A 24,499-nucleotide genomic window follows, 5' to 3' on the forward strand; every position below is an offset into this window, starting at 1 on the left:
TAAAAAACGATAATCTTATGACACATTGTAAAAAAATAAAGTTAATTATGGCCGCCTATTTATGCGTGTTATCAACTTTCTCGTGGGCGAACGAACTAACAGGGATCACTTATAACACTATTCAAAGTAATGAAATTGAATTGATATTTGAACTATCAGATAAAATTGTTGCGCCGCCAACCGTAACGACGACAATGACACCGGCACAAGTGAGAATAACCTTCGATGCAGAGCAATTTAACCCTACGATAGCGACAACGCTGATTAAACATGCAGGGGTAAAAAATATTACTGTGCGAAAAATGGCCGGTAAAGTTGTTGCCGATGTTAATTTGCAGAAACTATCAATATTCGATGTTAGCCAAAAAGATAATACTTTTGCCCTAACTTTAAATACCGGTCAGGTAAATAAAGCGATAACACAGTTAATTCCGCTAGGACATGGTTTTATAAATCAGATCGATAATATTGATTTTAAACGTGGTCAGCAAAATGAAGCACAACTTTTGGTTAAGCTTATCGACAGTAAGGTCGCTGTCGATGTCAGCGATAAATTAGGAAAACTTTATATTGAATTTCACAATACTGAAATTCTTGAAGACTATATTTATAAATTAGATGTGACTGACTTTGGCACATTAGTTAACGGGATTGAAACCTTTAAAGAAGGACGCAATGCTCGTTTAGTCGTTGATATTGAAGGGCCGTTTGAATATAAACATCAGCAGTTTAATGATGTTTTTTCATTAACAATAAACCCTAAAGTGAAAGAAGATGGTTACCTAGGAGAAGAAGAAAACTTTAGTGGCAGGGCAATCTCATTAAATTTCCAAGATATTTCGGTGCGTACTGTATTACAAATTATTGCTGATTATAATGGCTTTAATTTAGTGACCAGTGACACTGTTGTTGGGAATATTACCTTGAGACTAGACGGTGTACCTTGGGATCAAGCGCTTGATATTATTTTAAAGGTCAAAGGCTTAGACAAGCGTATGCAAGGCAATATTCTTATGGTGGCGCCTAGTGATGAACTAGCTGCTCGAGAAGCCCGTGACTTGCTGGCCCAGCAACAAGTGCAAGAACTCGCACCATTATATTCTGAATACGTACAAGTTAACTACGCCAAAGCGGCTGAATTTGCGGCATTAATTAAAAATCAAGATAACAGCATTTTATCTACGCGCGGCAGTGTTAGTGTTGATGAAAGAACCAATACTTTATTGCTCCGTGATACGGCTAAAAGTATTGAAGATATTAAACGTATGGTCTTGGTATTAGATATCCCTGTTCGCCAAGTTATCATTGAATCTCGTATGGTGACGGTAAAAGATAATATTAATGAAGAGTTGGGTATTCGCTGGGGCGTAACAGACTCTGATGGTGAGTCTTCAATCTCAGGCTCTTTAGCCGGTGCGGGCAGTAGCACTGTGCCGGATTTAAGTGACAGATTGAATGTAAACTTACCCGTCGCAAACCCGGCGGGCAGTATCGCCTTTCAGGTTGCGCGCTTGGCCGATGGCACCATTCTTGATCTTGAATTAAGTGCGATGGAAAAAGAAAACAAAGGTGAAATAATTGCCAGTCCGCGCATTACTACGGCAAACCAAAAAGAAGCGTATATCGAGCAAGGTGTGGAAATTCCATACCAAGAAGCCGCATCGAGTGGCGCTACATCAACACAATTTAAAAAAGCGGTATTAAGTTTAACCGTAACACCGCACATTACCCCTGATGATAGAATTATTTTGGACTTGGTGGTAACGCAAGATACGGTGTCTGATCTTTCAAATGGCACGGCTCCTGCTATCGACACACAAAGAATAGGTACGCAAGTTTTAGTTAATAATGGTGAAACCATCGTATTGGGTGGAATCTATCAACAACAAATTATTAGTTCAGTATCAAAAGTACCTGTTTTGGGTGATATTCCCTATTTTGGTTGGATGTTTAGGAATAGCAGTAACTTTAATGAGAAAAAAGAACTGTTAATATTCGTTACACCACGCATAGTTACCGAAAGATTTTAAGTTAATTTGCATGTAAGTTGGTGTTTTCATCTTACATGCTTGCAATTTGTACCCAACAATTGCGATAATTGCGCCCTTGAAATTTTCGAGAGAGGTTCTCTCTTACCTGTTCACGTAATAAATAAACGAGTATTAATTAATCTAATGGCAGAAAAACGTAATATTTTCCTTGTAGGCCCAATGGGCGCAGGCAAAAGCACCATTGGTAGAGAATTAGCGGATAAGCTACATCTAGAGTTTTTTGATTCCGATCAAGAGATCGAACGTCGTACTGGTGCAGATATCGCGTGGGTTTTTGATCTTGAAGGCGAAGAAGGTTTTCGACTAAGAGAAGAGTCAGTTATTGAAGACTTAAGTGAAAAACAAGGAATTGTTTTGGCTACTGGCGGTGGATCTGTGATCAGCGCTCAAGTACGTAATCACTTATCAGCACGCGGCATTGTAGTTTATCTAGAAACAACGATAGATAAGCAAGTCGCTCGCACTCAAAGAGACCGACGTCGTCCGCTACTACAAACTGATGAAGAACCTAGAACAGTACTTGAAAACTTAGCGATAGAACGTAATCCGTTATATGAAGAAATTGCCGATGTTATCGTGCAGACGGATGACCAAAGTGCGAAAGTTGTTGCAAGTAAAATAGTTGAACGCTTGGACTTTTAAACGACATAATTATGACCACACTTCAGGTTAAACTCGGTAAGCGCAGTTATCCAATCTATATAGACAGCGGACTATTAGCAAATAGTGAACTGCTGTCTAGTCACATCCGCAGTAAGCGTGTTTGCATTGTCAGTAATGATATCGTTGCACCCCTTTATATTGAGCAAATTAAACATAGCCTTAGGGATTTTGACCTTGATGAAGTGATATTACCTGATGGTGAAGCTCAGAAAAGCTTAGCGAATTTTGAACGGATAATGTCACATCTGCTAGCAGGTAATCACGGTAGAGACACGACCTTAATTGCGTTAGGCGGTGGAGTTATTGGCGATATCACGGGTTTTGCCGCGGCGTGTTATCAGCGCGGTATTGATTTTATTCAAATCCCTACTACAGTGTTGTCTCAAGTTGACTCCTCAGTTGGCGGAAAAACAGCCGTTAATCACCCTTTAGGTAAAAATATGATAGGCGCGTTCTATCAACCTAAAGCGGTATTTATTGACCTAGCAAGCTTAGCAACTTTACCGATTAGAGAATTTAATGCCGGTATGGCTGAAGTTATTAAGTACGGTATATTAGGTGATGGTGATTTTTTTACTTGGCTTGAACAGCATATTGATGCAATAAAAGCCGGTGAAAATAAGATTTTAATGCAGATGATTGAACGTTGCTGTCAATGCAAAGCGAATATTGTTGCTGAAGATGAAACAGAAACCGGTGTGCGTGCTTTATTAAACTTAGGACATACCTTTGGCCACGCTATTGAAGCTGACCAAGGTTATGGTAATTGGTTACATGGTGAAGCTGTTGCTACTGGCATGGTACTTGCTGCTAAGTTATCAGTAACAATGAATTTGCTTGAAGTGTCAGATCTTCGTCGTATTGAAACTTTGCTGTCTGCTTTTGATTTACCGTTAATTGCGCCAGAAAATATGGGTTTTGATGAATTTATTTGTCATATGCGTCGTGATAAAAAGAACTTAGCTGGAAAGCTACGTTTTATTCTTCCAACAGCTATTGGCCAATCTGAAATTAATGACGATGTTAGTGAGGAACACCTTCAACAAATTCTGTAATTTTATTCAGAATAGGTGAAGCATGTCAGCGTTAATGAAAAATATTGGCCTATCTAATGATAACACCAGTGTCACTAAAATTAGTGCCCATGCCCGCATAGACTATATTCTACGTTTTTCAAAACAAGCTATTTTAGTTATCGACGAAAGCGTTGAACAAAGCGCGCCCAGTGCTAGCCAGTTTTTAGCCAGTTTACCCGAGCAGCATAATGCTGCCTATATCTCACTTGCTGCACAGTTTAATAATATTCAAATTCGTTGTCGTATAATCGAGCAGTTATATACCGGTGAGTTATTTGATCCAGAAATATCCTTAGCGGTTAGTGTGATTAATTTAGCTAAAAAATCACCGCAGGGCATTAGTATTGTGCTCGACAGTGCTCAGCACTTATCATTACAGATATTTCATGAACTGTCACAATTAGCCGCTATCGCTAAAAAAGCCAATTTGGTGGTTAACATTGTGATGTTTGGCTCAGTACAAGCGGGTAAAACTGTGGCGAATAATAAAAGTTTATTTGACAATAAACTGACATTATTATCGGCACAATCGGGCCAACTTCTGTCAACCACATCAGCAATATTTAAAAATACTCAGCCAAAATGGCAGTTTATTAATCAAAATAAAGGGTTAATTAGCGCATTGGTTTTTTTATTAGGCCTTGGCGTCTTGGTTATTAATTTATTGCAATTAGATAGTTTTAATTTTTCGAAATTAATCAGCGCTAATAAACAAGCAGAAATATCATTAACTGAAGTATTAGCAAAACCACAAACTATGGTGTTAGCCATTAATCGTGAGAATAAAGCTGAGGTTGCTGGGCCAACCACTGAAACTAAAATCGAAAACACTAAGCTTGCTGCCAGACCTAAAGACATTTACTCGTCGTTAATTAATCCATTGTCAGTATTGCCAATAAAAATGCCGAGTTTACCGGCCTCACCTGCTGAGGTTATGTCAGCGATCACAGCAGAAAGTATGAATAGTGCAAAAGCCAATGGTGCAGTGCTTAAACCTTCAGCGAGTCGGCGTAAACTACAAGCGATAATTGCGCAGAATAAGCGAGCGAATCAAGTTAGCGTTAACAATGACTACTACAGTAATCACCTTGGCTATGTTATTCAATTTGCCGCTTATAGCGATTTAACATTGCCAAAATCATTACTTGAAGACTTAACAAGGATTGACTACCAAGTTTATCAGCGTTTATTAAATAATAAACCGTCAGTGGTTATCACCAGCTTAGCCTATGCAGAAAAATCAGCAGCACTATCTGCCTTAGCCGCTTTACCAAAATCGTTATTAGCACGGCAACCCTGGATAAAGCCAGTTACGGTTATTAATAACGAAATCAATGCATTTCTGCTCTCCCAATAAAGGTTAATTCAGGATACAATCCCCGCTTACTTTTCAGATGCTAAGTATCTGTTGCTAAATTTTTGGATTTGTAGGTGCTATGAAGAAAAAACATCGAGCTTTTTTAAAATGGGCGGGTGGTAAATACGCGCTTACCGATGTCATAAATTCTATGTTACCAAAAGGAAATCGTCTGATTGAACCTTTTGTTGGCGCCGGCTCTGTGTTTCTAAATAGTGATTATGACGAATACTTACTCAATGATATAAATCAAGACCTGATCAATTTATACCGTATCGTGCAGCGAACACCTGATAAATTTATCGCCGATGCTCGCCGATTGTTTTCACCTGAAAATAATCAGGCAGAAAGCTACTATCAGCTGCGAAAAGACTTTAATGCCAGCTCAGACCCTTATTTTAGATCGCTAGTGTTTCTCTACATGAATCGTCATGGCTATAATGGCTTATGTCGATACAATAAATCTGGTGGTTATAATGTTCCTTTTGGGCAATATAAGCGCCCGTATTTTCCTGAAGCTGAACTGCACTATTTCGCAGAGAAAGCGGCCAAAGCGATTTTTATTTGTGACGGTTATCGACAAACCTTTGCGCATGCGAAGTCCGGTGATGTTATTTATTGCGATCCTCCTTACGTACCCTTAAGTAAAACCGCGAGCTTTACCAGTTATTCAGGTAACGGCTTTGGGCTAGATGAACAAGCTGATTTAGCCAATGCGGTAGAAGAAGTGACCAAAAATCGTAAAATATCAGTATTGATCAGTAATCACGATACTATCTGGACACGAAAAATATATCAGCATGCGAAAAAACATCACTCAATAGAAGTGTCACGAACGATTAGTCAAAAAGGTAATGCACGCAATAAAGTGTTTGAGTTACTCGCGCTTTATTAAATAACGCCAACTCACAAATCAATGGCTTATATCATCTTGATGAAAGTGGATAACCCAAAGTCAGCAAGCGATGGGGGTAATACCATCTGGTTGTAAGATTGAGCTAGCATCATTGAGTTTTGCGTGACTTATGGCTTTACTTAAGATTTTAGTCGAATTCAGTGGTGTGATACTAAAAATATTAGCTGGGTAAAACGAAACTTACAATGGTAACTAAGGCCGCTATAAATAACACCACAGCAATTAAACCCGCAATAATGAAATGACTAAATTTGCCATGAGTAAAGTCTCGCTCTCTATTTTTATCACTTTGCACACCAAAAAATGCTGCGCCAACACTTTTGAGGGTTTCTTTAAAGTTACTTGAGGCCATCATTATCCTTAATTGCCAATGCGGCAAATTTGTATATTAGTGTAAAGTTTAGTCAGTATGTTCTAATGCACAGTGTCATTCAAGTGTAGCTAATGTAACCGTATTTTGTCAGGCTCCATCTCACCGGGCACTTTAGTATTGACATTTTAATTAATCTGTTCAATGTTAAGCATAATTATCGATTGTTAACGAACCTGATTGAGCGCTCAAGCATGGGTTGAAAAATTGCATTTTTTTAGCATGTCATTAATCGCATGCATATATTCACTATGTAGTGAGCACAATAGTGATCTACCCTAAGCACAAAAGGCATAAAATATAGCTTAATACTTATACACTTTGTTTGTTCTGGGCTAGCTAATTAAGCGTTAGGACGACGGCACTATCATTTTAATAGCTACTACTTATACGAATGGAACTCATGTTGAAAAATTTCTCTGGTGATACTAAGTTTACTACTAAGGTCAAAGTTTTATTAACTAAAATTTACGGACCTAGTCCTTTAAAAGATTCTGTTTTGGAAAGGGCTATAGCATTTTACGATCTAGAGTTGCTCTCTCAAGGCGAAGTTAAGAGCCTTAACAATGAAATAGCCAAGTTAGTACAAATTGATAGTGATAAAAGTAACAGGAAACTTTTAAAGCTTGAACGTGAGCAGCAGAAAAACTTAACAATGTTAAGCGCAGAGCGCAATGAACGCGCTCAACATTTGCAGCGTATTTGTCGAGATATCTTAGAACTTTGTGAAGGTGAAAGTTTGGCTGAAACTAAGCGAAAATCAGCAGAGCTATTAGGCACTATGCAGTTATTATTGCCGACCGAAGGCAGTAAAGTGGCAGTTGAAAACGAACGCAGTAAACCTTTGTATAGAGCTGTACTGGCTTTAAGGTTACTAGATCAAATCTGTTTAAAAAATTTTTCATCCGAAGACACTTTAGTGCAAGAATTAATGGCACTTGTCGCTTTTGATTTTAACGAATTAAGTAGTGGCAGTGCAGAGGCCTTACGTCAATTTAAAGATCTTGTGAAAATACCTGTGTTAATGGCCGCTATATTACAAGATATTGGCCATTATCATCCTAATGCACAGAAGATTATACAAGGTGTTAATGGCAAACTAGACTGTTTTCGCACTTTAGAGCTTGAAGAGCGGAAAGCCTTATTGCAGATTAATTATCGTGAAACTATAAATTATCTTCTCAATGGTATTGGTGTGGTAAATTATCTAGGTGACTCTGTAGCTGAAAGAGAGGCCTTTGATAGTACACAAACTCAGACCTTGTGCTTTGTTAAGCAGCTTATAATGAGTAGTTTCCAGCCGAAGTTAGGTGTGGGCAACATATTAAAAATACCGCAAATATATACCGGTATTGTCTTATCAACTAAAAACAACTACAACTACAAATTATTACCGAGAGTATACCAAGCCTTATATAAGAACGCTGAAGCAGGCCGTTGTAGTCGCCAGGTTGTTGATGCCTTATATCAAATCACTGGCGATTTTCCACAAGGGTTTGGGGTAATTTACATCCCGAATGATATTGACCAGGGCGTGCGCTATGAATATGCGATAGTCACTCAGCTCTACCCTGAAAAACCTAATGAACCTAAATGCCGTATAGCATCAAGACAATTGACCTTCATTGGCCACGGGCATGACTTGGTCGTAAAAAAAAGCAATAATTTATACTTTGTAGAAACAGCACAAGAGTGCTCCAATATAAGCAAAGCAAGATTAGATGAAATTCTACCTTTATTGTCATCAAATTATCTTGAACGTAAGGAACGCGATTTATTGCCGCGTTGTTGGCAACCAGGGGAGTACTTTTTGAACATAGGTAACCAAAAGCTCTGGAGTCGAGCCCGCTAAGCATAAATAGGGTATAGATTAGCGGGTAAGCTTAATTTTATTCTGCCAACTGCTTTGTGCTTGACTGACTAAAAGTACTAAAAATTAAAAACAATAATGATGAATGAGTTTAGTCAGTAATAGCTCAGTTTTTGTAATTTCACTATGGGCTAAATACTCATTAGGTTGATGTGCCTGATCAATCGAGCCTGGGCCCATAACAATAGTTTGGCAACCCAATTGTTGAATAAATGGTGCTTCTGTTGCGTAATTTACCGCACAACAATGATGACCAGAAAGTTTTTCGGCGGTATGCACTAATTCACTTTCAGGGGTTTGCTGAAAACTCGGTGAACTAGGGTCAAGCTCGTCTATGCTGAGTCGACCAGGATATTTTTCCGCAATGGGCTGCAAGGCCTTTGCTAACCAAGCCACTAGCTCTTCATCTTTCATACCGGGTAAAGAGCGCATATCAATATCAAGTTCACAATGGCCACAAATTCTATTCGCATTGTCACCGCCTCTAATAGCCCCTAAATTTAGCGTAGGTGTTTGAACATCAAAAGCTTCATTTTGATAGCTTAGGCTGAGTTTTTCTCTGAGTTTGAATAATTCATTCATCACTTGATGCATTATTTCAATCGCATTAACGCCGCTTGCCGGTTTACTTGAATGTCCAGCCTGACCTTTAATGCTAATTTTATGAGACATATGACCTTTGTGCATTACCACAGGCACTAAATTTGTCGGCTCACCTATAATGGCAACGTCAGGTTTTATTATTCCACTGTTAGCAAAAAATCGCGCGCCAGCCATGGTGGTTTCTTCGTCGGCAGTGGCTAAAACGTATAATGGCTTGTTTAATGTTTTAAGGTCAATATGTTGGCAAACTTGCAAAATAAAGGCAAAAAAACCTTTCATGTCGCAGCTACCAAGGCCAAAAAGTTTATTATCGTTATCGGTGATTTTTAACGGATCGGATAACCAGCTATTTTCATCAAAAGGTACAGTGTCGCTGTGGCCTGCAAGTAATAAACCCCCTGTGCCTGTGCCTAATTTAGCCAACATATTAAACTTACCTTTAGCCTGTGGAACCGCTTGAATAGTGACAGTAAAGCCTAAGGTTTCAAACCAAGCTGACAGTAAATTTATTACCCCTTCATTACTTTGATCCCAGCTCGCCTGCGAAGAACTAATACTGGGTTGTGCTATTAATTGGCTAATGGCCTGGGTAAAGTTGGGGAGTTTTTTATTGAGCTTTTTCATGATATTTAAGCACCTAAAATTATTTACTGGGTAATTATGCTAATTTGTTGCATAACTATTTATATGGTGGTATTTTAGCAACTTAATGTAAAGAGCCTAATTTAACCACACTATGAAAATGTTTATAATGTATTCAACTAAGCCAAGACACTAGTGTCAAATATTAGTTTTGGTCAGTCTTGATTCTCTAGATAGTGATATGTTTTTGGTCATAAAGCGAGAGAATAATTGCTTAAAGTTGAATAGAATTGCAAAATTTACAGGTAAATAGTACCGTGAGTTTTAGTTTCTAATCGTAAAAAAATGGTAAGTAAATGAACGTCGTAGTTATTGGTGCAAGTGGATATGTGGGGGCTGAATTAATTGGCTTGTTAACACAGCATAATAAAATCTCAATTCAACATTTATTGGTGTCTGAAAATGGTACCTCTAGTGGCCAAACTTTTTCACAATTACATGCTCGTTGGCAAGGTATATGTGATTTGCCGCTAGAGCCTTTTTCTCCACAATGGTTTGAGCAACATATTAGTGCTTCTAAACACAAGATTGATGCGGTATTTTTTGCCACACCCCATGAGTTTAGTGCGCAATGGGCCCAAGCCTTTATTGACGAAGATGTTAAAGTGTTCGACTTATCGGGTGGTTTTCGTTTAAAAGACGCTAAGCAATATCCCGTGCATTATGGTTTTGAACATCAAGCGTTAAACGCACTACAACAGGCTCAATATGGTTTAGCCGAATGGCAAGCCGCCGAGATTGCTACCAGCAATTTAATTGCTGTGCCAGGGTGTTATCCGACCGCGAGTTTATTAGCGTTAAAGCCCATCACCAGCAATGATCTCCATCAAGAAAATTCATTAATTGTGGTTAATGGTATTAGTGGCGTAACGGGGGCCGGTCGTACAGCGTCATTAGCGACAAGTTTTTGTGAAGTGAGTTTAACCCCGTACAATATTTTGCAGCACAGGCATCAGCCAGAAATTAGTCAAGAAGCTAACGTTGAGGTGATTTTTAATCCACATTTAGCCCCTTACAAACGTGGACTATTAGTGACAGTGACCTTACAGTTAAAAGCTGGGGTGACTAGTCAACAAGTTGACAGTGCCTTTACAAAAGCCTATCAAGACACGCCATTGGTCAGAATAGTAAACACTTGGCCTAAAATAGACAATGTTGCCTATAGCCCATTTGCTGATGTGCATTGGTTAGTTGATGAAGAAAAACAGGTGGTGGTGGTGAGCTGCGCTATTGACAACTTGTTAAAAGGGGCGGCGTCACAAGCCATACAATGTGCCAATATTAGTTTAGGCTTAGCCAGTGAATATAGCTTATTAACCGCAGGGAATTACTGATGAAGAAGCCTGTTGTGATCAAAATTGGCGGCGCTATTTTAGATGGTTACAATCAAGGCAACACCTCTGCCTTAGCTGCGTTGTTAACCGTAATTGCCAGTTTAAAAGATCAACCTGTAGTTATCGTTCACGGTGGTGGCTGTGTGGTTGATGAAATGCTTGCTCAAGCAGGTTTTGTTACTGAAAAAAAACACGGTTTACGAGTGACACCCAAAGAGCAAATGCCGATTATTAGTGGTGCCCTAGCCGGTAATGTTAATAAAGCTATTGTGGCCAGTGCCGCGAGTTTAAAACTACCCGCTGTTGGTTTGTCACTTACCGACGGTCAAATGGTGCAGTGCCATTTAAGCCCTCTAGCATTAGGCCAAGTCGGTGTACCTAAACCTTTTAGTAGCGCGTTATTAGATACGCTACTCAAAGCAAAATTTTTACCTATTGTTTCATCCATTGGTGCTTTGGACAATGGTGAGTTAGTCAATGTCAATGCTGATGATGCCGCGGTAGTGATATGTCAGTTGCTTAATGCTGAATTATTGCTGTTGACTGATGTTAATGGCGTTAAAGGGGCAACGGGCGAGTATTTAAGTTCATTGAATGCTCAGCAAGCAGAACAACTTATTACCAGTGGCGTTATTGCCGGAGGCATGACCGCTAAAGTAAACGCAGCATTGCGAGCGGCGAATCAGTTACGACGAAGTATCGCGGTTGCTAGTTGGCAATCACCTGAGCAAATTGTCGACTTGCTCAACGGCGACAGTGTCGGCACTCGTATACAGCCTAATGGTTGTTAGTTTCATATAAGCCATTTTAATTGTCATAAGACAAGTTGTTAACCGGTTTCGCACAGGATTAAAGATTGATGAACTTACAACACTTCTTAGCTGATGATCAGCTAAATAAAGCACAAATACTCGACTTAATTACCTTAGCACGTGATATAAAACAGCAACCTGAAAATTACTCTCAGGCTTTGGCGGGTAAATCAGTTGCCATGATTTTTGAAAAACCCTCGCTAAGAACCCATGTTAGTTTTGATATTGGCATTAATAAATTAGGGGGTCATGCCCTGTATTTAGGCCAACAAAATGGTAAATTAGGTGAACGTGAGCGAGTTAGCGACTATGCTAAGAACCTTTCTTGTTATGCCGATGCTATTGTTGCACGAGTTTTTAGCAACAATTCGATAGAGCAACTGGCACAGCATGGCAGCGTACCTGTGATTAATGCCTTGTGTGATGTATATCATCCATGCCAAGCATTAGCTGACTTTGTTACTTTAGCCGAAAATTTTTCTGATTTGAGCAAAATCAAACTTGCTTACATTGGTGATGCAAATAATGTCTCTAATTCATTAATGCTAATGGCAGCAATCGTCGGGGTTGATTTTACTTTAGTGTGCCCAGTAGGCCATGGTCCTGATGAACAAATGTATAATAAAGCCTTGAGCTTTAGTGGAGCATCAGGGACTAAATTATCTTTAACCCACGATATAGCTGAATTAGGACAACAAGATGCTATTTACACTGACACCTGGATATCTATGGGTGATAATACCAATGTCGCTGATATTTTAGCGACCTTTAAACCGTATCAAGTGAATCATCAAGTGATGGCAAACGCAGGGGCAAGTATTGTTATGCATTGCCAACCCGCGCATCTTGAAGAAGAAATTACCACTGAGCTGTTCGACAGTGAAATGTCGGTGGCTTTTCAGTCGGCTGAAAATCGCATGTGGGCACAAAATGCGGTGTTAGTGACTTTATTAGCGGATTGATCTCTGTTTTACTAAGCAGATGAGCAAATTAAATTTAAAAAACATTTCAAGCTAGCCAATGACTCGTTATTGGCTAGCTTGACAACAAAATATTGTTAAGGAATAAAATCATGGCTTTAGCCGCAAAAAAAGACATTAAAAAAGTAGTACTGGCCTATTCAGGTGGTTTAGATACCTCAGCTATCATCCCTTGGTTAAAAGAGAATTATCAAGGCTGTGAAGTCGTGGCATTTTGTGCTGATGTTGGTCAGGGCGAAGAAGAGCTTGTTGGCATTAAAGAAAAGGCCATCGCCTCGGGTGCTTCAGAATGTTATGTAGTTGACTTAAAAGAAGAATATGTTAAAGACTATATTTACCCTATCATTAAAACGGGTGCGGTTTATGAAGGCCAGTATTTATTAGGTACCTCAATGGCGCGTCCAGTGATCGCCAAAGCACATATTGAAATTGCCTTAAAAGTGGGTGCTGATGCGGTTTGTCATGGCTGCACGGGTAAAGGTAACGACCAAGTGCGCTTCGAAGCTTGTTTTGCTGCCTTAGCACCGCAGCTAACCGTTATTGCTCCTTGGCGTGAGTGGGACATGGTTTCACGTGAAGACCTATTAGATTATTTAGCTGAGCGTAATATCCCTTGTTCGGCTTCATTAACTAAAATTTATAGTCGTGACGCTAATGCTTGGCATATATCGCATGAAGGTGGCGAGTTAGAAGACCCTTGGTGTGAGCCTTCAAAAGAAGTGTGGACCATGACAGTTGACCCTATGGACGCACCGAACGAAGCCGGCAAGGTAATGCTTAGCTTTGATAAAGGTGAGTTAGTTGCCGTCGATGGCGAGCCCATGTCGGCTTATCAATCATTAATGTATTTAAACGAAAAAGCCGCTGCACATGGTGTTGGCCGTATCGACATTGTCGAAAACCGTTTAGTGGGTATGAAGTCTCGTGGTTGTTATGAAACTCCCGGCGGCACCGTTTTAATGGCCGCATATAAAGGGCTAGAGTCATTAATACTAGACAAAGAGTCATTAAAGTATCGTGAATCTGTTGGTCATGAGTTCTCACACGTTATTTATGACGGTCGTTGGTTTACACCACTTGCGAAGGCACAACTTGCTTCTGCCGCCTCTTTTGCTGAAAAAGTTACTGGCGATGTCGTCGTCAAACTTTATAAAGGTATGGCACAAGTGACTCAACGTCGTTCACCAAACAGCTTATATTCAGAAGCGTTTGCCACTTTTGGCGCTGATGATGTTTATGACCAAAAACATGCGGAAGGTTTTATTCGTTTGTTTAGCTTATCCAGTAGAATTACCGCGCTTAAACAAGCAGACTCAGTAATTACGGCAAAAAAATAAAGGTAGAGGAATTTAGTAATGGCATTATGGGGTGGACGGTTTAAAGAGCAAGCCAGTGTGCAGTTTAAAAAGTTTAATGACTCTTTACCTGTTGATTATCGTTTGGCAGTGCAAGACATTGTTGGGTCTATTGCCTGGGCAGAAGCATTAACTACGGTTAATGTCTTAAGCCAAGCAGAGTTTGAAGAATTAAAAGCGGCATTGTTAGCATTAAAAGCTTCCGTTGAAGAAAATCCAAAGCAAATTTTAGCATCGGATGCAGAAGATATTCATAGTTGGGTGGAAATTAACCTAATAGAAAAAACTGGCGACTTAGGCAAAAAGTTACATACAGGTCGCAGTCGTAATGACCAAGTAGCCACCGATTTAAAACTGTGGTGCAAAGAAACGGGCAATGATTTACTTTATGCCTTAGTGAATTTGCAACAGGCAGTATTAGACCTAGCTGAACGTGAGCGTAATACCGTATTGCCAGGCTACACCCATTTGCAACGCGCACAACCGATCACCTTTGGTCATTGGTGTTTGGCTTATGTTGAGATGTTTAACCGTGATATTGGTCGCCTAAAAGACGCCTTGTATCGCGCTGACACTTCACCCCTAGGCTCTGGCGCCTTAGCCGGTACCGCTTATCCGATTGATCGTGAAAAACTGGCCCATAATCTTGGCTTTCGTAGTGCCACACTGAATAGCTTAGATGCCGTTTCAGACCGTGATCATGTGATTGAATTATTATCAACCGCCAGTATTAGCATGATGCATTTATCGCGTTTTGCAGAAGACTTGGTTTTTTACAATTCAGGTGAAGCCGGTTTTGTTGAAATGAGCGACTTAGTTAGCTCAGGTTCGTCATTAATGCCACAAAAGAAAAACCCAGACGCTTGTGAATTACTACGCGGTAAAGCTGGGCGAGTGATGGGTTCACTCACCGGTATGATGATGACCATGAAAGCTTTACCACTGGCTTACAATAAGGACATGCAAGAAGATAAAGAGGGCTTATTTGATGCGCTTGATACTTGGCAAGAATGCATGCAGATGGCGGTATTAATTGCTGAAGGCTTAACGGTCAATCGTGCGCGTACATTAGCGGCGGCTCAACAAGGTTATGCCAACTCAACCGAGCTTGCTGACTACCTTGTCAGTAAAGATATTCCCTTTCGAGAAGCGCATCATATTGTTGGTGAAGTTGTATTGGCGGCTATTGATGCGGGACACGCCTTGGAAGATTTTTCAATTGCACAACTGCAAAAATTTAGCGATAGAATTGAACAAGATGTCTACCAACATTTATCGATTGAATCTTGTTTAGATAAGCGCGACGCTATTGGCGGCACTTCTCGTCAGCAAGTCGACAAAGCCTTAGCAGAAGTTCAGTCAGGCAATATTTTAGCGGACAACCAAGATACCTTAAATACCCAAGTCTTAGGTGCGCCAAGTAAAACGCAAATTAACTTAACCCTAAAACAAGTGAAGCAACGCTTAAATGCCCAGCGTGCAGCAGCTATGTCGGTGCGCAGAGCAAGAATGTCAGATATTGATAGTATCTCAGCCTTGGTCGATTACTGGGCCGAGCGCGGGGAAATACTGCCACGCAGTCGCGATAATATTATTCATGCAGTGCAAAATTTTGTTGTTGCTGAAGTTGACGGCGCGGTAGTTGGCTGTGCGTCGCTCTATATCTACCAAACCGGTCTTGCCGAGATTCGTAGCCTAGTGATTGATAAAGCCGCCCATCGTCAAGGTCAAGGCCAAGCACTGGTACAATATTTATTAGAATTTGCTCATCAAATGCAGCTACAAAAAATTATTGTGCTGACTTATATTCCAAGCTATTTCCAGCAGTTAGGTTTTAATTTGATTGATAAAAATTCTTTAGCAGACAACATCATAGAAGACAGTGAGCAAAGCCCACATAAAAACCCTGAAGATGAAGTTGCCATGGAATATATTGTTAATCGTGGTGCTGAAAAAGTTTAGCCACTTTAATGTTTATACCCGTTCTCGACTTGCACAAAGTTACCCCTTGAAGTCGAGCGGGTATATATAAGTTATTCATAAGTTATATATACGTATTAAGATAAGCGATAGATATTAGTGATCAGATGTCATGAATAGTAATGAAGATAATGTAAAGTGGTTTAGAAGTGCAGCGCCCTATATCAATGCTCATCGTGGTAAAACGTTTGTCTTGATGTTTGGTGGTGAGGCGATACAACACCCAAATTTTGCCAATATCATTCATGATATAGCTTTGTTAAGAAGTTTGGGTGTTAAGTTGGTTTTGGTGCATGGTGCGCGCGTGCAAATCGAAGAGCGACTTATTGCTCGTGCCCTACCGCAACAAATTGAAGGTAATATACGTGTTACTGACGCAGAAACCTTAACGGCGGTAAAAGACGCCACAGGTTCGTTGCGTATTCATATTGAAGCCTTATTAACCATGGGCTTAGTTAACTCACCTATGCATGGTGCACAAATTCGGGTCAGTACCGGTAATTTTGTTATTGCTAAGCCTATTGGTGTGCGTGACGGCATTGACTTTAAGTATACTGGCTTGGTGCGTCGAATTGACGCTGAAGGTATTAATACCCAATTAAATTTTGGCTCAATAGTCTTGTTATCGCCTGTGGGTTATTCATCAACGGGTGAAGTGTTTAATTTAGCGTTAGAAGATGTAGCAGCAAAAACCGCGATAGCGTTAAAAGCTGACAAACTTATCACGTTAACTGAACAATCAGGGTTACTGGATAAACAGGGGGCTTTAATTCGAAGTTGTGGGGTAGCGACCGTTAGTGATTTACTTGCAGAGCAAGAAGATCATGTTCAACAGTTACTGTTACAAGCGATTATACAGTGTGGTAAACAAGGGGTAGAGCGTTGTCATAGTGTAAGTTACACCAGTGATAGCGCCTTATTACAGGAGCTGTTTACTCGTGACGGTGCAGGCACCTTGATTGCCAAAGACTATCAAGAGCAATTGTCAGCTGCCGGTATTGATGACGTTGGCGGTATAGTAGAATTAATCGCGCCACTGGAAGAAGAGGGTGTGCTGGTTAAACGCTCACGCGAGTTGCTTGAAATTGAAATCGACCGTTTTACGGTGATTAAAAAAGAAGATGTTATCATCGCTTGTGCGGCTCTTTACCCTTACCCAGAAGCAAGAACAGGTGAAATAGCCTGCTTAGTTATTCACCCAGATTATCGTGGTGGCAATCGGGGCATTCGTCTTATTCAAGCACTAGAACAGGCGGCGAAAAGGCAGAATCTTACGTCAATTTTTGTCTTGACTACGGTTAGCGCACACTGGTTTATTGAGCAAGGCTACAGTGAACAAGCTATTGACAAGTTACCGGAAGATAAGCAAAAAATGTATAATATTCAGCGTAAGTCAAAGGCGTTTACTAAGATTATTTAATCACTTTTTCAAAGTTAAAAAGCAAAGCAACCATAGAGGTTGCTTTTTTTATGTCTATAAAATCCGTAGGTAAAGATCATTTTATTAACAAATTGATAACAAATGATTTCAATAAATATTTTTTGTGTGCATACTGGGTTTCATATAAATATAAATTGGATTAATTTTCTTCTTCAATTTTTATAATAATAATAACAGGTAAATTTGAGATATGAATTTTTCTTGGCTTGTTGCCATATTTTTTGCGATCAGCGCATTCAGTGCTTTAGTTCAGGCAGAATCTGATAATAATGCGGAGTTTACTTTAGCTTCTGAAGCGGGCTATATAGATAATTTTTTCTATCAAGCTCGCAATGAGCAAAGTACGGCTTATTACACCTTATCGTCTGATTTAGCTTTAACATCTAACCGCCAACATTCAGCTTTTAATTTTGATGCAAAACTTGCCACTTACTTTTTTGATAAGTTTAACAACGATGATCATACCGATTTCACCATCACGCCTACATATCAATTCAAGTTTAGCCAAAATCAACGACTGTACATGTCTGCTCTTTGGCTAAATAGTTATAACTATAGAGGTACGGGCTTATCTTTAAGCCAGGCTGAAGCTTTATCTAAAGGTGATGAAAAAGAAAATATAGGTGCTAGTATTGGCTACGAATATGGCACGTTTGAGTCACAAGGGAAATTAAATTTCGACCTGACCTACCATGAAAATAAATTCACTACTCGCCGCACAGACACTCGTCGTTTAGACACAGAAATACTTAATTTTAAGTCGAACTTTGATTATTTGCTATCAGGTAAAACCTTTCTGGCATTTGATATTGCTTATAAAGTCACTGAATATCCGAACGATCCCATCAGTAACCGAGATAGCATTACAGCCTTAGTGGGGGTTAAGTGGTTTAGTACCGTGATTAGTGAGTTAAATTTTTTAGTGGGTTATCAACAGCTAAAATTTTCAGATAACCGATTACGTGATGATCATGCTTTTAAGTGGCGCTTTGACTATATTTGGCGCCTTGCTGACTTTACTCGAGTACATATAGTGTCTAATCGTCACTTTGATGAAAGCTATCGGTTAATCAGTAGTTACCGCTTAGTTCAAAGCCAGCAAATTGATTTTGAACATGGGTTTACCGAGCGTTTTAATGTCTTGGCCACAGTAGGCCTGACGAATGAAAAATTTATTAGTCGCCAGAACACTGAGCAAGAAGATTATTTATTCTCTACTTTGACGTTAGCTTACCAACATAGCGATAGATTGAGTTTGCAATTGAGTTATGACTATCAGGCATTGGACACCCGTGATGTCAATATTGATTACTCGTACAATAAAATGGCTTTAAGTGTGAAGATTAAATTGTAGTTAATTGATTAAGATAGTTAATGCAGGTTTATAGCTAGTAGTAGTAGTAGTAGTAGTAGTAGCAAGTGAACTTATTAATGTTGGTTACTCATTGTTTTGAACTCAGTACTTGTTGAACTCAATACTTTTTTAACTCAGTAATAGTAATAACAATGCGAGTTTATCTATCACTAATAAGTAGTTTACCTGTGATGTAATAGTTTTAACCTAGTTGGATGAAATATGCGAATTTTGATGTTTTGTTTGTTGTTTTTTCTCGGCCATGCAACAGGCGATGATTATAAGTTAGGTGCTGGGGATCAAATTCAGATAATGGTTTATGGCGAAGCAGATTTAACCACCCAAGTTAAAGTCAATAAATCAGGTGTTATTTCATTTCCGTTTTTATCTGATATTGTCGTTACGGGGATCTCATCAAAAAATTTAGCAAATAAAATAACTAACGGCTTACGCGGTGATTATTTAATAGATCCTCAAGTAATGGTGTCTATTGTTCAATACCGGCCCTTTTTTATTCACGGACAAGTTAAGCGCCCCGGTGGTTATCCCTTTCAGGAAGATTTAACCTTAGATAAAGCCATTGCTATTGCTGGTGGATTGGCCGCGCGAGCGTCAAAGTCGTCGTGGAATATCACCAGATTAATTGCAGGCAAAAAAATGGTTATTGAGGGCAATGTTGCTAGCGTGATCTTGCCTGATGACATCATAGAAATTGAGCAAAGTTTTTTTTGAAAACACTAGAAAATGAACATTTGCTATCAACAAATGGTGAAATAGATTTAAAAGAAATTTTAACGCCACTTTGGGCGGGCCGTTGGAAAATTTTATTTTTTACCTTAGTGATCACTTGTTTGACCACCTTTTATACTTCATTACTCAAGCCTTCATATCGTGCTAGCGCTATTTTGCAAATCGGTACCAATAAGCCAGCCAATACATTGTCTATTAACAATGCCTTTAATGAATCAAACGCTAGTAAGGAGCAGATTCAAACACAGTTCGAATTATTACGCTCGCGTAAGTTCGCCGAACGGGTAATATCTCAGTTGGATTTGGTGCAACATCAAGCATTTAATAGTGGGAAATATAATGACAAACTGGCCATTTTTGCTCGAATTGGCCAGCGCAGTGCGACGGCGTCAGTGAGTGATCTTGTTGGCCAATTTCAACAAAATTTAAGTATTGCTCCTATTGTCGGTACTGAGCTAGTGAATATATCTTATGGGTCTTATTCGCCCCAGTTGTCACAAGAAATAGCCAATCAGGTGGGTATTACTTACCTGGAGTATCAAGACGAAATTCATAGTGCCTCAAAAGAAACCACCTCTGATTGGTTGGTTAATCAACTTGAAGAGCTGGGAAAAAAGTTGCAAAACTCAGAGCTGTCGTTACAAGCCTATCGAGAAGCTGAGGGTATTGTTGATATCCATGGCGTTGTTGGTCTAGTTGGCGCTAAATTAACCGAGTTAAGCTCTGCAGCACTTAAAGCGACAAAAGTAGCAGACGACCTCGCGATTTCTTATCAAGACATTCAACAGCACAAGGGGGATATTAAAAAGTTAAGCGATTTACCTGAAATTAGTAGTCATGCCACGTTAATGCAATTACGTCAAACTAAAGAAAAAATTGAACGTAAAATGTTTGAACTATCCCAGCGTTACGGCCCCAAGCATCCTAAAAAAATTGCTGTTCATGCCGAATTAATCGCCCTTAACAAAGGCATTGTGGAACAAGTTCTCGATATTGTTATTGCCATAGAAAAAGAATATTTTAGTGCGGTAGAAAGAGTCAATGGCACAAAGCAGCGGTTGGCGACTGCGAAAAAAGATTACTTACGTTTAAGTCGTTTACAAAATAAATTTTCGCAGCTCAGCCGTGAAGTTGACACTAACAAAGAGCTTTATAGCAATTATTTGGTGCGCTTAAAAGCAGCTGATGCTATGGATAACTACAAAGCGAATTTTTATGTGCGCTTTATTGATAAGGCAATTGTGCCCAAAAGCCCGTTTGCTCCTAAGAAGTCTTTGATGATAGTGCTGGCGTTTCTCCTCGCCATTATGTTGAGCTCTATTATTATTATTATGCGTGAATTCTTAATGGATACACTTAACTCTCGACACAAACTGGATAATTTCAATGAAGCACCCATTATTGCGGTTTTACCAAAAATTCAGGCGAGTTCACAGGCACTAAAAGACGACAGCTACAGCACGGACAATCGCTTTACAGAAGCTATTCGCACCTTACGAACCGCCTTACTATTTAACAGTGAAACCACCCCAGCTAAAATAATTGCCGTTACCTCTTCAGTGCCCAGTGAAGGCAAGTCTACTGTTGCTCTTCATCTTGCTCGCTCGTTTAGTGAGATGGAAAAGGTGCTACTTATTGAAGCGGACATGCGCCACCCGACCATAGCTAAAAATATGAATTTGAATGAATATCGTCCAGGTCTTTCAAATTTGTTGGCCAACACACATCAAATTCATGAATGTATTATTCGTGATAAAAACGTCAAATTAGACATTTTGACTTCGGGCATTACCCCGGCTAACCCGCTGGTTTTTCTTTCTATGAAGCGCTTTAGCACGCTAATAAAGGTTTTTGGTAACTTTTATGACCGTATTATTATTGAAACTCCGCCGGTTAATGTCGTCAGTGATGCAGTGATTATCTCTAAATTAGTCGACAGTGTCTTATATGTTGTCCATGGTAATAAAACCAAGCGAGAACAAATATCGGCGGGTCTTAAAATGCTGAAACAGGTTAATGCACCTATTGAAGGTGTGGTGATTAACCACAGTGAAAATATTGCTACCGACGAATATCAGAATAAATATTACACTCAAGATCATAATATCATTAATCTTTCAGCAAGAAAGCGCGGTTAACTGCACCTAATAGAGTTTATGCGAAGGCTATTTTTGCGTACAATAAGACAAATTTTTTATAGTCACTGTTATGAAAACACGCGCTAACTTCCCTCTACAAGCATTAAATAGCTTAAATGTGCCAGCCGTCACCGCTGAGATACTGTTCCCATCTACCGTTAAAGAACTGTTTGAAATAAACACGGATAAAGCGCTCAGGTCTTATATTCTTGGTGAAGGTACAAACACCTTATTCTGCCAAGCGAAGGCGCCAACCATTATTAAGCCCAGCTTAATGGGTATTGAAGTCACTGAACACGATGAATATTTTCAGGTCAGTGCCGCTTGTGGTGAAAATTGGCATAACTTGGTTTTGTTTTGCAGTAATCGCGCTATATACGGTTTAGAAAATTTGGCCTTAATCCCTGGCAGTGTGGGGGCCGCGCCGGTACAAAATATCGGTGCTTATGGTATTGAGGTGAGTGACTTTATTGAACGTGTTACTTGGTTTGATTTTGCCAAGAAAAAGTTGATAGATTATAGTAACGCCGCCTGTCAATTTGGCTATCGTAACAGTATTTTTAAACAGGCATTAAACGGCAAAGGTATTATTACCCAGGTGCATTTTTTATTGCCAAAAGCTTGGCAGCCAGTCGACAGTTATCAGGGCTTAAACACTATTATTGCCCCTGTGACTCCGCAGGCTATTATGGCAAAAGTTATCCAGTTACGTCAGGCAAAACTACCTGAGCCTAAACTACTGCCTAATGCCGGCAGCTTTTTTAAAAATCCGCTGGTGAGTGAAGATTTTTTTCATGCTTTACAGCAGCAGTATCCGAAGATGCCTTATTATCGACAACACAGTGGTGAAATAAAGTTAGCCGCAGGTTGGCTGATTGAGCAAGCCGGTCTTAAAGGTTTTCGTGACGGGGGTGTGGGGGTACATGAAAACCAGGCCTTAGTGATCATTAACTATGACAGTAAGCAGGGTGAGCATGTTGTCGCCTTGTCAGTCTATATTCAGGAAACAATCATGGCCAAATTTAATCTTCAATTGATACCAGAAGTTAGATTTATTGGCGCTGATGGTGAGCTAAGTCGTATCAACACAGGGTGTCAACAATGAAAGCAATTCGTGAGCAGTTGATTAAAAAATTGGTTAAAGGTGAGTTTTTGTCGGGGCAAGCCATAGGCGAAGAGCTTGGCGTCAGTCGCGCGGCTATTTCAAAGCATATTAGTGCATTACAAGAAATGGGCTTTGATATTTTTAGTGTCACCGGCAAAGGCTATCGATTAGCCGAACCCATTGAACTGCTCAACGAAAGTCTCATCGTTGCAGAATTGGCCGAGCAAAATACTAGCGCCAAGGTAGAAGTTCATAACTTAATCGACTCAACTAATAGTTATTTAATGCGCCGTTTGCCGAACCAAAATGTTATCGGGCAAGTGTGTATTGCTGAATATCAAAGTGCTGGTCGAGGACGCAGGGGGCGACAATGGATTTCACCTTTTGGCTCACACATTTACTTGTCAATGTATTGGTATTTAGAACAAGGTATGTCAGCAGCCATGGGGTTAAGCGTTGTGGCGGCATTGGCGGTGAGTGATGCAATAAAAGCACTTTATCAAGTGGATGTTGAATTGAAGTGGCCAAATGATATTTATTTCAATGGTGTTAAACTTGCTGGCATTTTAATTGATCTTGAAGGTCAAGCGATGGAGCCTTGTCATTGTGTTATTGGCATTGGCCTCAATATTAAAATGCCCGCCAAGAGTGCTGTATTAGTCGATCAACCCTGGATTGATTTGTCGAGCGCTATAGGTGTTGATATTGATCGAAACATGTTAGCGGCCAGCATCATTGCAGCCTTACATAGGCGTTTAAAAGTGCATAGCGAAACGGGCATCAATACTATGGTGACTCAGTGGCATGCACAAGATTTCTACATTAACAAACCTGTTGCTTTGATTACGGGTGAGAAAGTCACTCGGGGTATTTGTCGCGGTATTAACGGCCAAGGGGCATTAATGTTGGAGGTAAATGGCCAAGTAAGTCCTGTGTATGGTGGTGAAGTTAGTCTAAGGGCTGGGTTATGAGGCTGTTAATTGATGTCGGTAATACCCAGGTAAAATATGTTTTTCAAGCATTGGGTGTTTCTGCGCCACTTTCTGACATTGTTTATCTCAACTATCACGCTTTTCAAGCACAGTTATCGCAAGGTAAATTTTCACAAGTGAGCGAAGTTATTCTTGCTAACGTGCATGGTAGTGAAGTGCATGATGCGATCGAAAAGTGGGTAACAGACTATAATATTGCTTTTGTACAAGTACAGAGTTCAGCAAGCGCGTTTGGAATATCCTCGTCTTATCAGCAGCCAGAAAGCCTAGGCGTTGATCGTTGGCTGGCTATGATAGGGGCGAAACAGCTTTATCCACAAAATAACTTACTTATTATCGATGCTGGCACTGCGACAACGGTTGATCTGTTAGCGGCGAATGGTCAGCATTTTGGTGGCTGGATCATGCCGGGCGTACAAACCCTATTTGATAGTTTATTAACCCGCACCACTAAAATTATCGCCACACCTAAAGTTACCGCAAGTATATCTTTTGGTCAGGACAGCTCAAATTGTTTGAACCATGGTAGTTGGGCGATGACCATAGGGGCGGTTAAAGAAGCTATTATTCAAGCAAATAGTTTGTTAACACTTGACAAGGTACTGATAACTGGCGGCAATGGTGAACAGATTGCAAAGCTAATGGCTGAGCACTGTCAACTTGAACCCAAGTTAGTTTTTCTTGGTTTAAGCTGTTTTCAAGCGCGTTAA

20 protein-coding genes are annotated in these 24,499 nt (G+C 39.9%); 18 read left to right on the forward strand and 2 right to left on the reverse strand.

Features of this window, described 5'->3' with window-relative positions; translation table 11 throughout:
* Window positions 1-17 precede the first annotated feature (17 nt).
* From H4J41_RS16345 to H4J41_RS16365, 5 genes are all read left to right on the forward strand, one after another.
* Window positions 18-2,030 (forward strand): type IV pilus secretin PilQ, encoded by a 2,013-nt coding sequence (locus H4J41_RS16345; protein WP_182137205.1) that lies wholly within the window; start codon window positions 18-20, stop codon window positions 2,028-2,030.
* A gap of 144 nt (window positions 2,031-2,174) precedes the next feature.
* Complete coding sequence (gene aroK, locus H4J41_RS16350; protein ID WP_182137206.1) at window positions 2,175-2,693, forward strand: shikimate kinase AroK; 519 nt, start codon at window positions 2,175-2,177, stop codon at window positions 2,691-2,693.
* 8 nt (window positions 2,694-2,701) lie between these two features.
* A complete protein-coding gene (aroB, locus tag H4J41_RS16355) occupies window positions 2,702-3,769 on the forward strand; it encodes a 3-dehydroquinate synthase (protein ID WP_182137389.1) in 1,068 nt (355 codons plus the stop codon).
* Window positions 3,770-3,791: 22 nt separating this feature from the next.
* Window positions 3,792-5,147: a hypothetical protein gene (locus tag H4J41_RS16360; protein WP_182137207.1), complete on the forward strand. Its 1,356-nt coding sequence runs from the start codon at window positions 3,792-3,794 to the stop codon at window positions 5,145-5,147.
* Between the two features lie 79 nt (window positions 5,148-5,226).
* Window positions 5,227-6,042, forward strand: coding sequence for a Dam family site-specific DNA-(adenine-N6)-methyltransferase (locus H4J41_RS16365; protein ID WP_182137208.1), 816 nt, complete (start codon window positions 5,227-5,229; stop codon window positions 6,040-6,042).
* Window positions 6,043-6,223: 181 nt separating this feature from the next.
* Here the strand turns inward: H4J41_RS16365 and H4J41_RS16370 are convergent, their stop codons facing one another.
* A complete protein-coding gene (locus H4J41_RS16370) occupies window positions 6,224-6,415 on the reverse strand; it encodes a DUF2970 domain-containing protein (RefSeq protein ID WP_404842455.1) in 192 nt (63 codons plus the stop codon).
* Window positions 6,416-6,836: 421 nt separating this feature from the next.
* Between H4J41_RS16370 and H4J41_RS16375 the strand changes: the two genes are divergently transcribed.
* Window positions 6,837-8,285: a hypothetical protein gene (locus H4J41_RS16375; protein WP_182137210.1), complete on the forward strand. Its 1,449-nt coding sequence runs from the start codon at window positions 6,837-6,839 to the stop codon at window positions 8,283-8,285.
* Between the two features lie 84 nt (window positions 8,286-8,369).
* Here H4J41_RS16375 and argE read toward each other — a convergent pair whose 3' ends face one another.
* Complete coding sequence (gene argE / locus H4J41_RS16380; RefSeq protein WP_182137211.1) at window positions 8,370-9,530, reverse strand: acetylornithine deacetylase; 1,161 nt, start codon at window positions 9,528-9,530, stop codon at window positions 8,370-8,372.
* 314 nt (window positions 9,531-9,844) lie between these two features.
* Between argE and argC the strand changes: the two genes are divergently transcribed.
* From argC to H4J41_RS16440, 12 genes are all read left to right on the forward strand, one after another.
* Window positions 9,845-10,882 (forward strand): N-acetyl-gamma-glutamyl-phosphate reductase, encoded by a 1,038-nt coding sequence (argC, locus tag H4J41_RS16385; RefSeq protein WP_182137212.1) that lies wholly within the window; start codon window positions 9,845-9,847, stop codon window positions 10,880-10,882.
* Window positions 10,882-11,673: an acetylglutamate kinase gene (gene argB, locus H4J41_RS16390; RefSeq protein ID WP_182137213.1), complete on the forward strand. Its 792-nt coding sequence runs from the start codon at window positions 10,882-10,884 to the stop codon at window positions 11,671-11,673. Before argC ends, argB begins: the two co-directional genes overlap by 1 nt.
* Before the next feature lie 68 nt (window positions 11,674-11,741).
* Window positions 11,742-12,656 (forward strand): ornithine carbamoyltransferase, encoded by a 915-nt coding sequence (locus tag H4J41_RS16395; RefSeq protein ID WP_182137390.1) that lies wholly within the window; start codon window positions 11,742-11,744, stop codon window positions 12,654-12,656.
* A 110-nt stretch (window positions 12,657-12,766) separates the two neighbouring features.
* Window positions 12,767-14,011 (forward strand): argininosuccinate synthase, encoded by a 1,245-nt coding sequence (locus H4J41_RS16400; RefSeq protein ID WP_182137214.1) that lies wholly within the window; start codon window positions 12,767-12,769, stop codon window positions 14,009-14,011.
* A gap of 18 nt (window positions 14,012-14,029) precedes the next feature.
* On the forward strand, window positions 14,030-15,991 hold the full coding sequence (gene argH, locus H4J41_RS16405; protein WP_182137215.1) for an argininosuccinate lyase: 1,962 nt from the start codon (window positions 14,030-14,032) through the stop codon (window positions 15,989-15,991).
* A gap of 130 nt (window positions 15,992-16,121) precedes the next feature.
* On the forward strand, window positions 16,122-17,429 hold the full coding sequence (gene argA, locus H4J41_RS16410) for an amino-acid N-acetyltransferase (protein WP_182137216.1): 1,308 nt from the start codon (window positions 16,122-16,124) through the stop codon (window positions 17,427-17,429).
* Between the two features lie 211 nt (window positions 17,430-17,640).
* Window positions 17,641-18,804 carry an outer membrane beta-barrel protein gene (locus H4J41_RS16415; RefSeq protein ID WP_182137217.1) on the forward strand — a complete coding sequence of 388 codons (1,164 nt, stop codon included), beginning with the start codon at window positions 17,641-17,643 and terminating at the stop codon, window positions 18,802-18,804.
* Between the two features lie 222 nt (window positions 18,805-19,026).
* Complete coding sequence (locus tag H4J41_RS16420; RefSeq protein ID WP_182137218.1) at window positions 19,027-19,536, forward strand: polysaccharide biosynthesis/export family protein; 510 nt, start codon at window positions 19,027-19,029, stop codon at window positions 19,534-19,536.
* Entirely contained in the window at window positions 19,533-21,692 is a 2,160-nt protein-coding gene (locus H4J41_RS16425; protein WP_182137219.1) for a polysaccharide biosynthesis tyrosine autokinase, read from the forward strand. Before H4J41_RS16420 ends, H4J41_RS16425 begins: the two co-directional genes overlap by 4 nt.
* A gap of 70 nt (window positions 21,693-21,762) precedes the next feature.
* The gene (gene murB / locus H4J41_RS16430; protein WP_182137220.1) at window positions 21,763-22,797 is read left to right on the forward strand and encodes a UDP-N-acetylmuramate dehydrogenase; all 1,035 of its coding nucleotides are present in this window, start codon (window positions 21,763-21,765) and stop codon (window positions 22,795-22,797) included.
* Window positions 22,794-23,768, forward strand: a complete 975-nt coding sequence (gene birA, locus H4J41_RS16435) for a bifunctional biotin--[acetyl-CoA-carboxylase] ligase/biotin operon repressor BirA (protein WP_182137221.1) — start codon at window positions 22,794-22,796, stop codon at window positions 23,766-23,768. Before murB ends, birA begins: the two co-directional genes overlap by 4 nt.
* The gene (locus H4J41_RS16440; protein WP_182137222.1) at window positions 23,765-24,499 is read left to right on the forward strand and encodes a type III pantothenate kinase; all 735 of its coding nucleotides are present in this window, start codon (window positions 23,765-23,767) and stop codon (window positions 24,497-24,499) included. The genes birA and H4J41_RS16440 overlap by 4 nt, the downstream gene beginning before the upstream one ends.

This window comes from Colwellia sp. MB3u-45 (assembly GCF_014077005.1).
Lineage (GTDB): Bacteria > Pseudomonadota > Gammaproteobacteria > Enterobacterales > Alteromonadaceae > Cognaticolwellia.

Coding starts and splice junctions, on each gene's coding strand:
- H4J41_RS16345 (WP_182137205.1), top strand. CDS start 18: ATGACACATTGTAAAAAAATAAAGTTAATTATGGCCGCCTATTTATGC.
- aroK (WP_182137206.1), top strand. CDS start 2,175: ATGGCAGAAAAACGTAATATTTTCCTTGTAGGCCCAATGGGCGCAGGC.
- H4J41_RS16360 (WP_182137207.1), top strand. CDS start 3,792: ATGTCAGCGTTAATGAAAAATATTGGCCTATCTAATGATAACACCAGT.
- H4J41_RS16365 (WP_182137208.1), top strand. CDS start 5,227: ATGAAGAAAAAACATCGAGCTTTTTTAAAATGGGCGGGTGGTAAATAC.
- H4J41_RS16370 (WP_404842455.1), bottom strand. CDS start 6,415: ATGGCCTCAAGTAACTTTAAAGAAACCCTCAAAAGTGTTGGCGCAGCA.
- H4J41_RS16375 (WP_182137210.1), top strand. CDS start 6,837: ATGTTGAAAAATTTCTCTGGTGATACTAAGTTTACTACTAAGGTCAAA.
- argE (WP_182137211.1), bottom strand. CDS start 9,530: ATGAAAAAGCTCAATAAAAAACTCCCCAACTTTACCCAGGCCATTAGC.
- argC (WP_182137212.1), top strand. CDS start 9,845: ATGAACGTCGTAGTTATTGGTGCAAGTGGATATGTGGGGGCTGAATTA.
- argB (WP_182137213.1), top strand. CDS start 10,882: ATGAAGAAGCCTGTTGTGATCAAAATTGGCGGCGCTATTTTAGATGGT.
- H4J41_RS16395 (WP_182137390.1), top strand. CDS start 11,742: ATGAACTTACAACACTTCTTAGCTGATGATCAGCTAAATAAAGCACAA.
- H4J41_RS16400 (WP_182137214.1), top strand. CDS start 12,767: ATGGCTTTAGCCGCAAAAAAAGACATTAAAAAAGTAGTACTGGCCTAT.
- argH (WP_182137215.1), top strand. CDS start 14,030: ATGGCATTATGGGGTGGACGGTTTAAAGAGCAAGCCAGTGTGCAGTTT.
- argA (WP_182137216.1), top strand. CDS start 16,122: ATGAATAGTAATGAAGATAATGTAAAGTGGTTTAGAAGTGCAGCGCCC.
- H4J41_RS16415 (WP_182137217.1), top strand. CDS start 17,641: ATGAATTTTTCTTGGCTTGTTGCCATATTTTTTGCGATCAGCGCATTC.
- H4J41_RS16420 (WP_182137218.1), top strand. CDS start 19,027: ATGCGAATTTTGATGTTTTGTTTGTTGTTTTTTCTCGGCCATGCAACA.
- murB (WP_182137220.1), top strand. CDS start 21,763: ATGAAAACACGCGCTAACTTCCCTCTACAAGCATTAAATAGCTTAAAT.
- birA (WP_182137221.1), top strand. CDS start 22,794: ATGAAAGCAATTCGTGAGCAGTTGATTAAAAAATTGGTTAAAGGTGAG.
- H4J41_RS16440 (WP_182137222.1), top strand. CDS start 23,765: ATGAGGCTGTTAATTGATGTCGGTAATACCCAGGTAAAATATGTTTTT.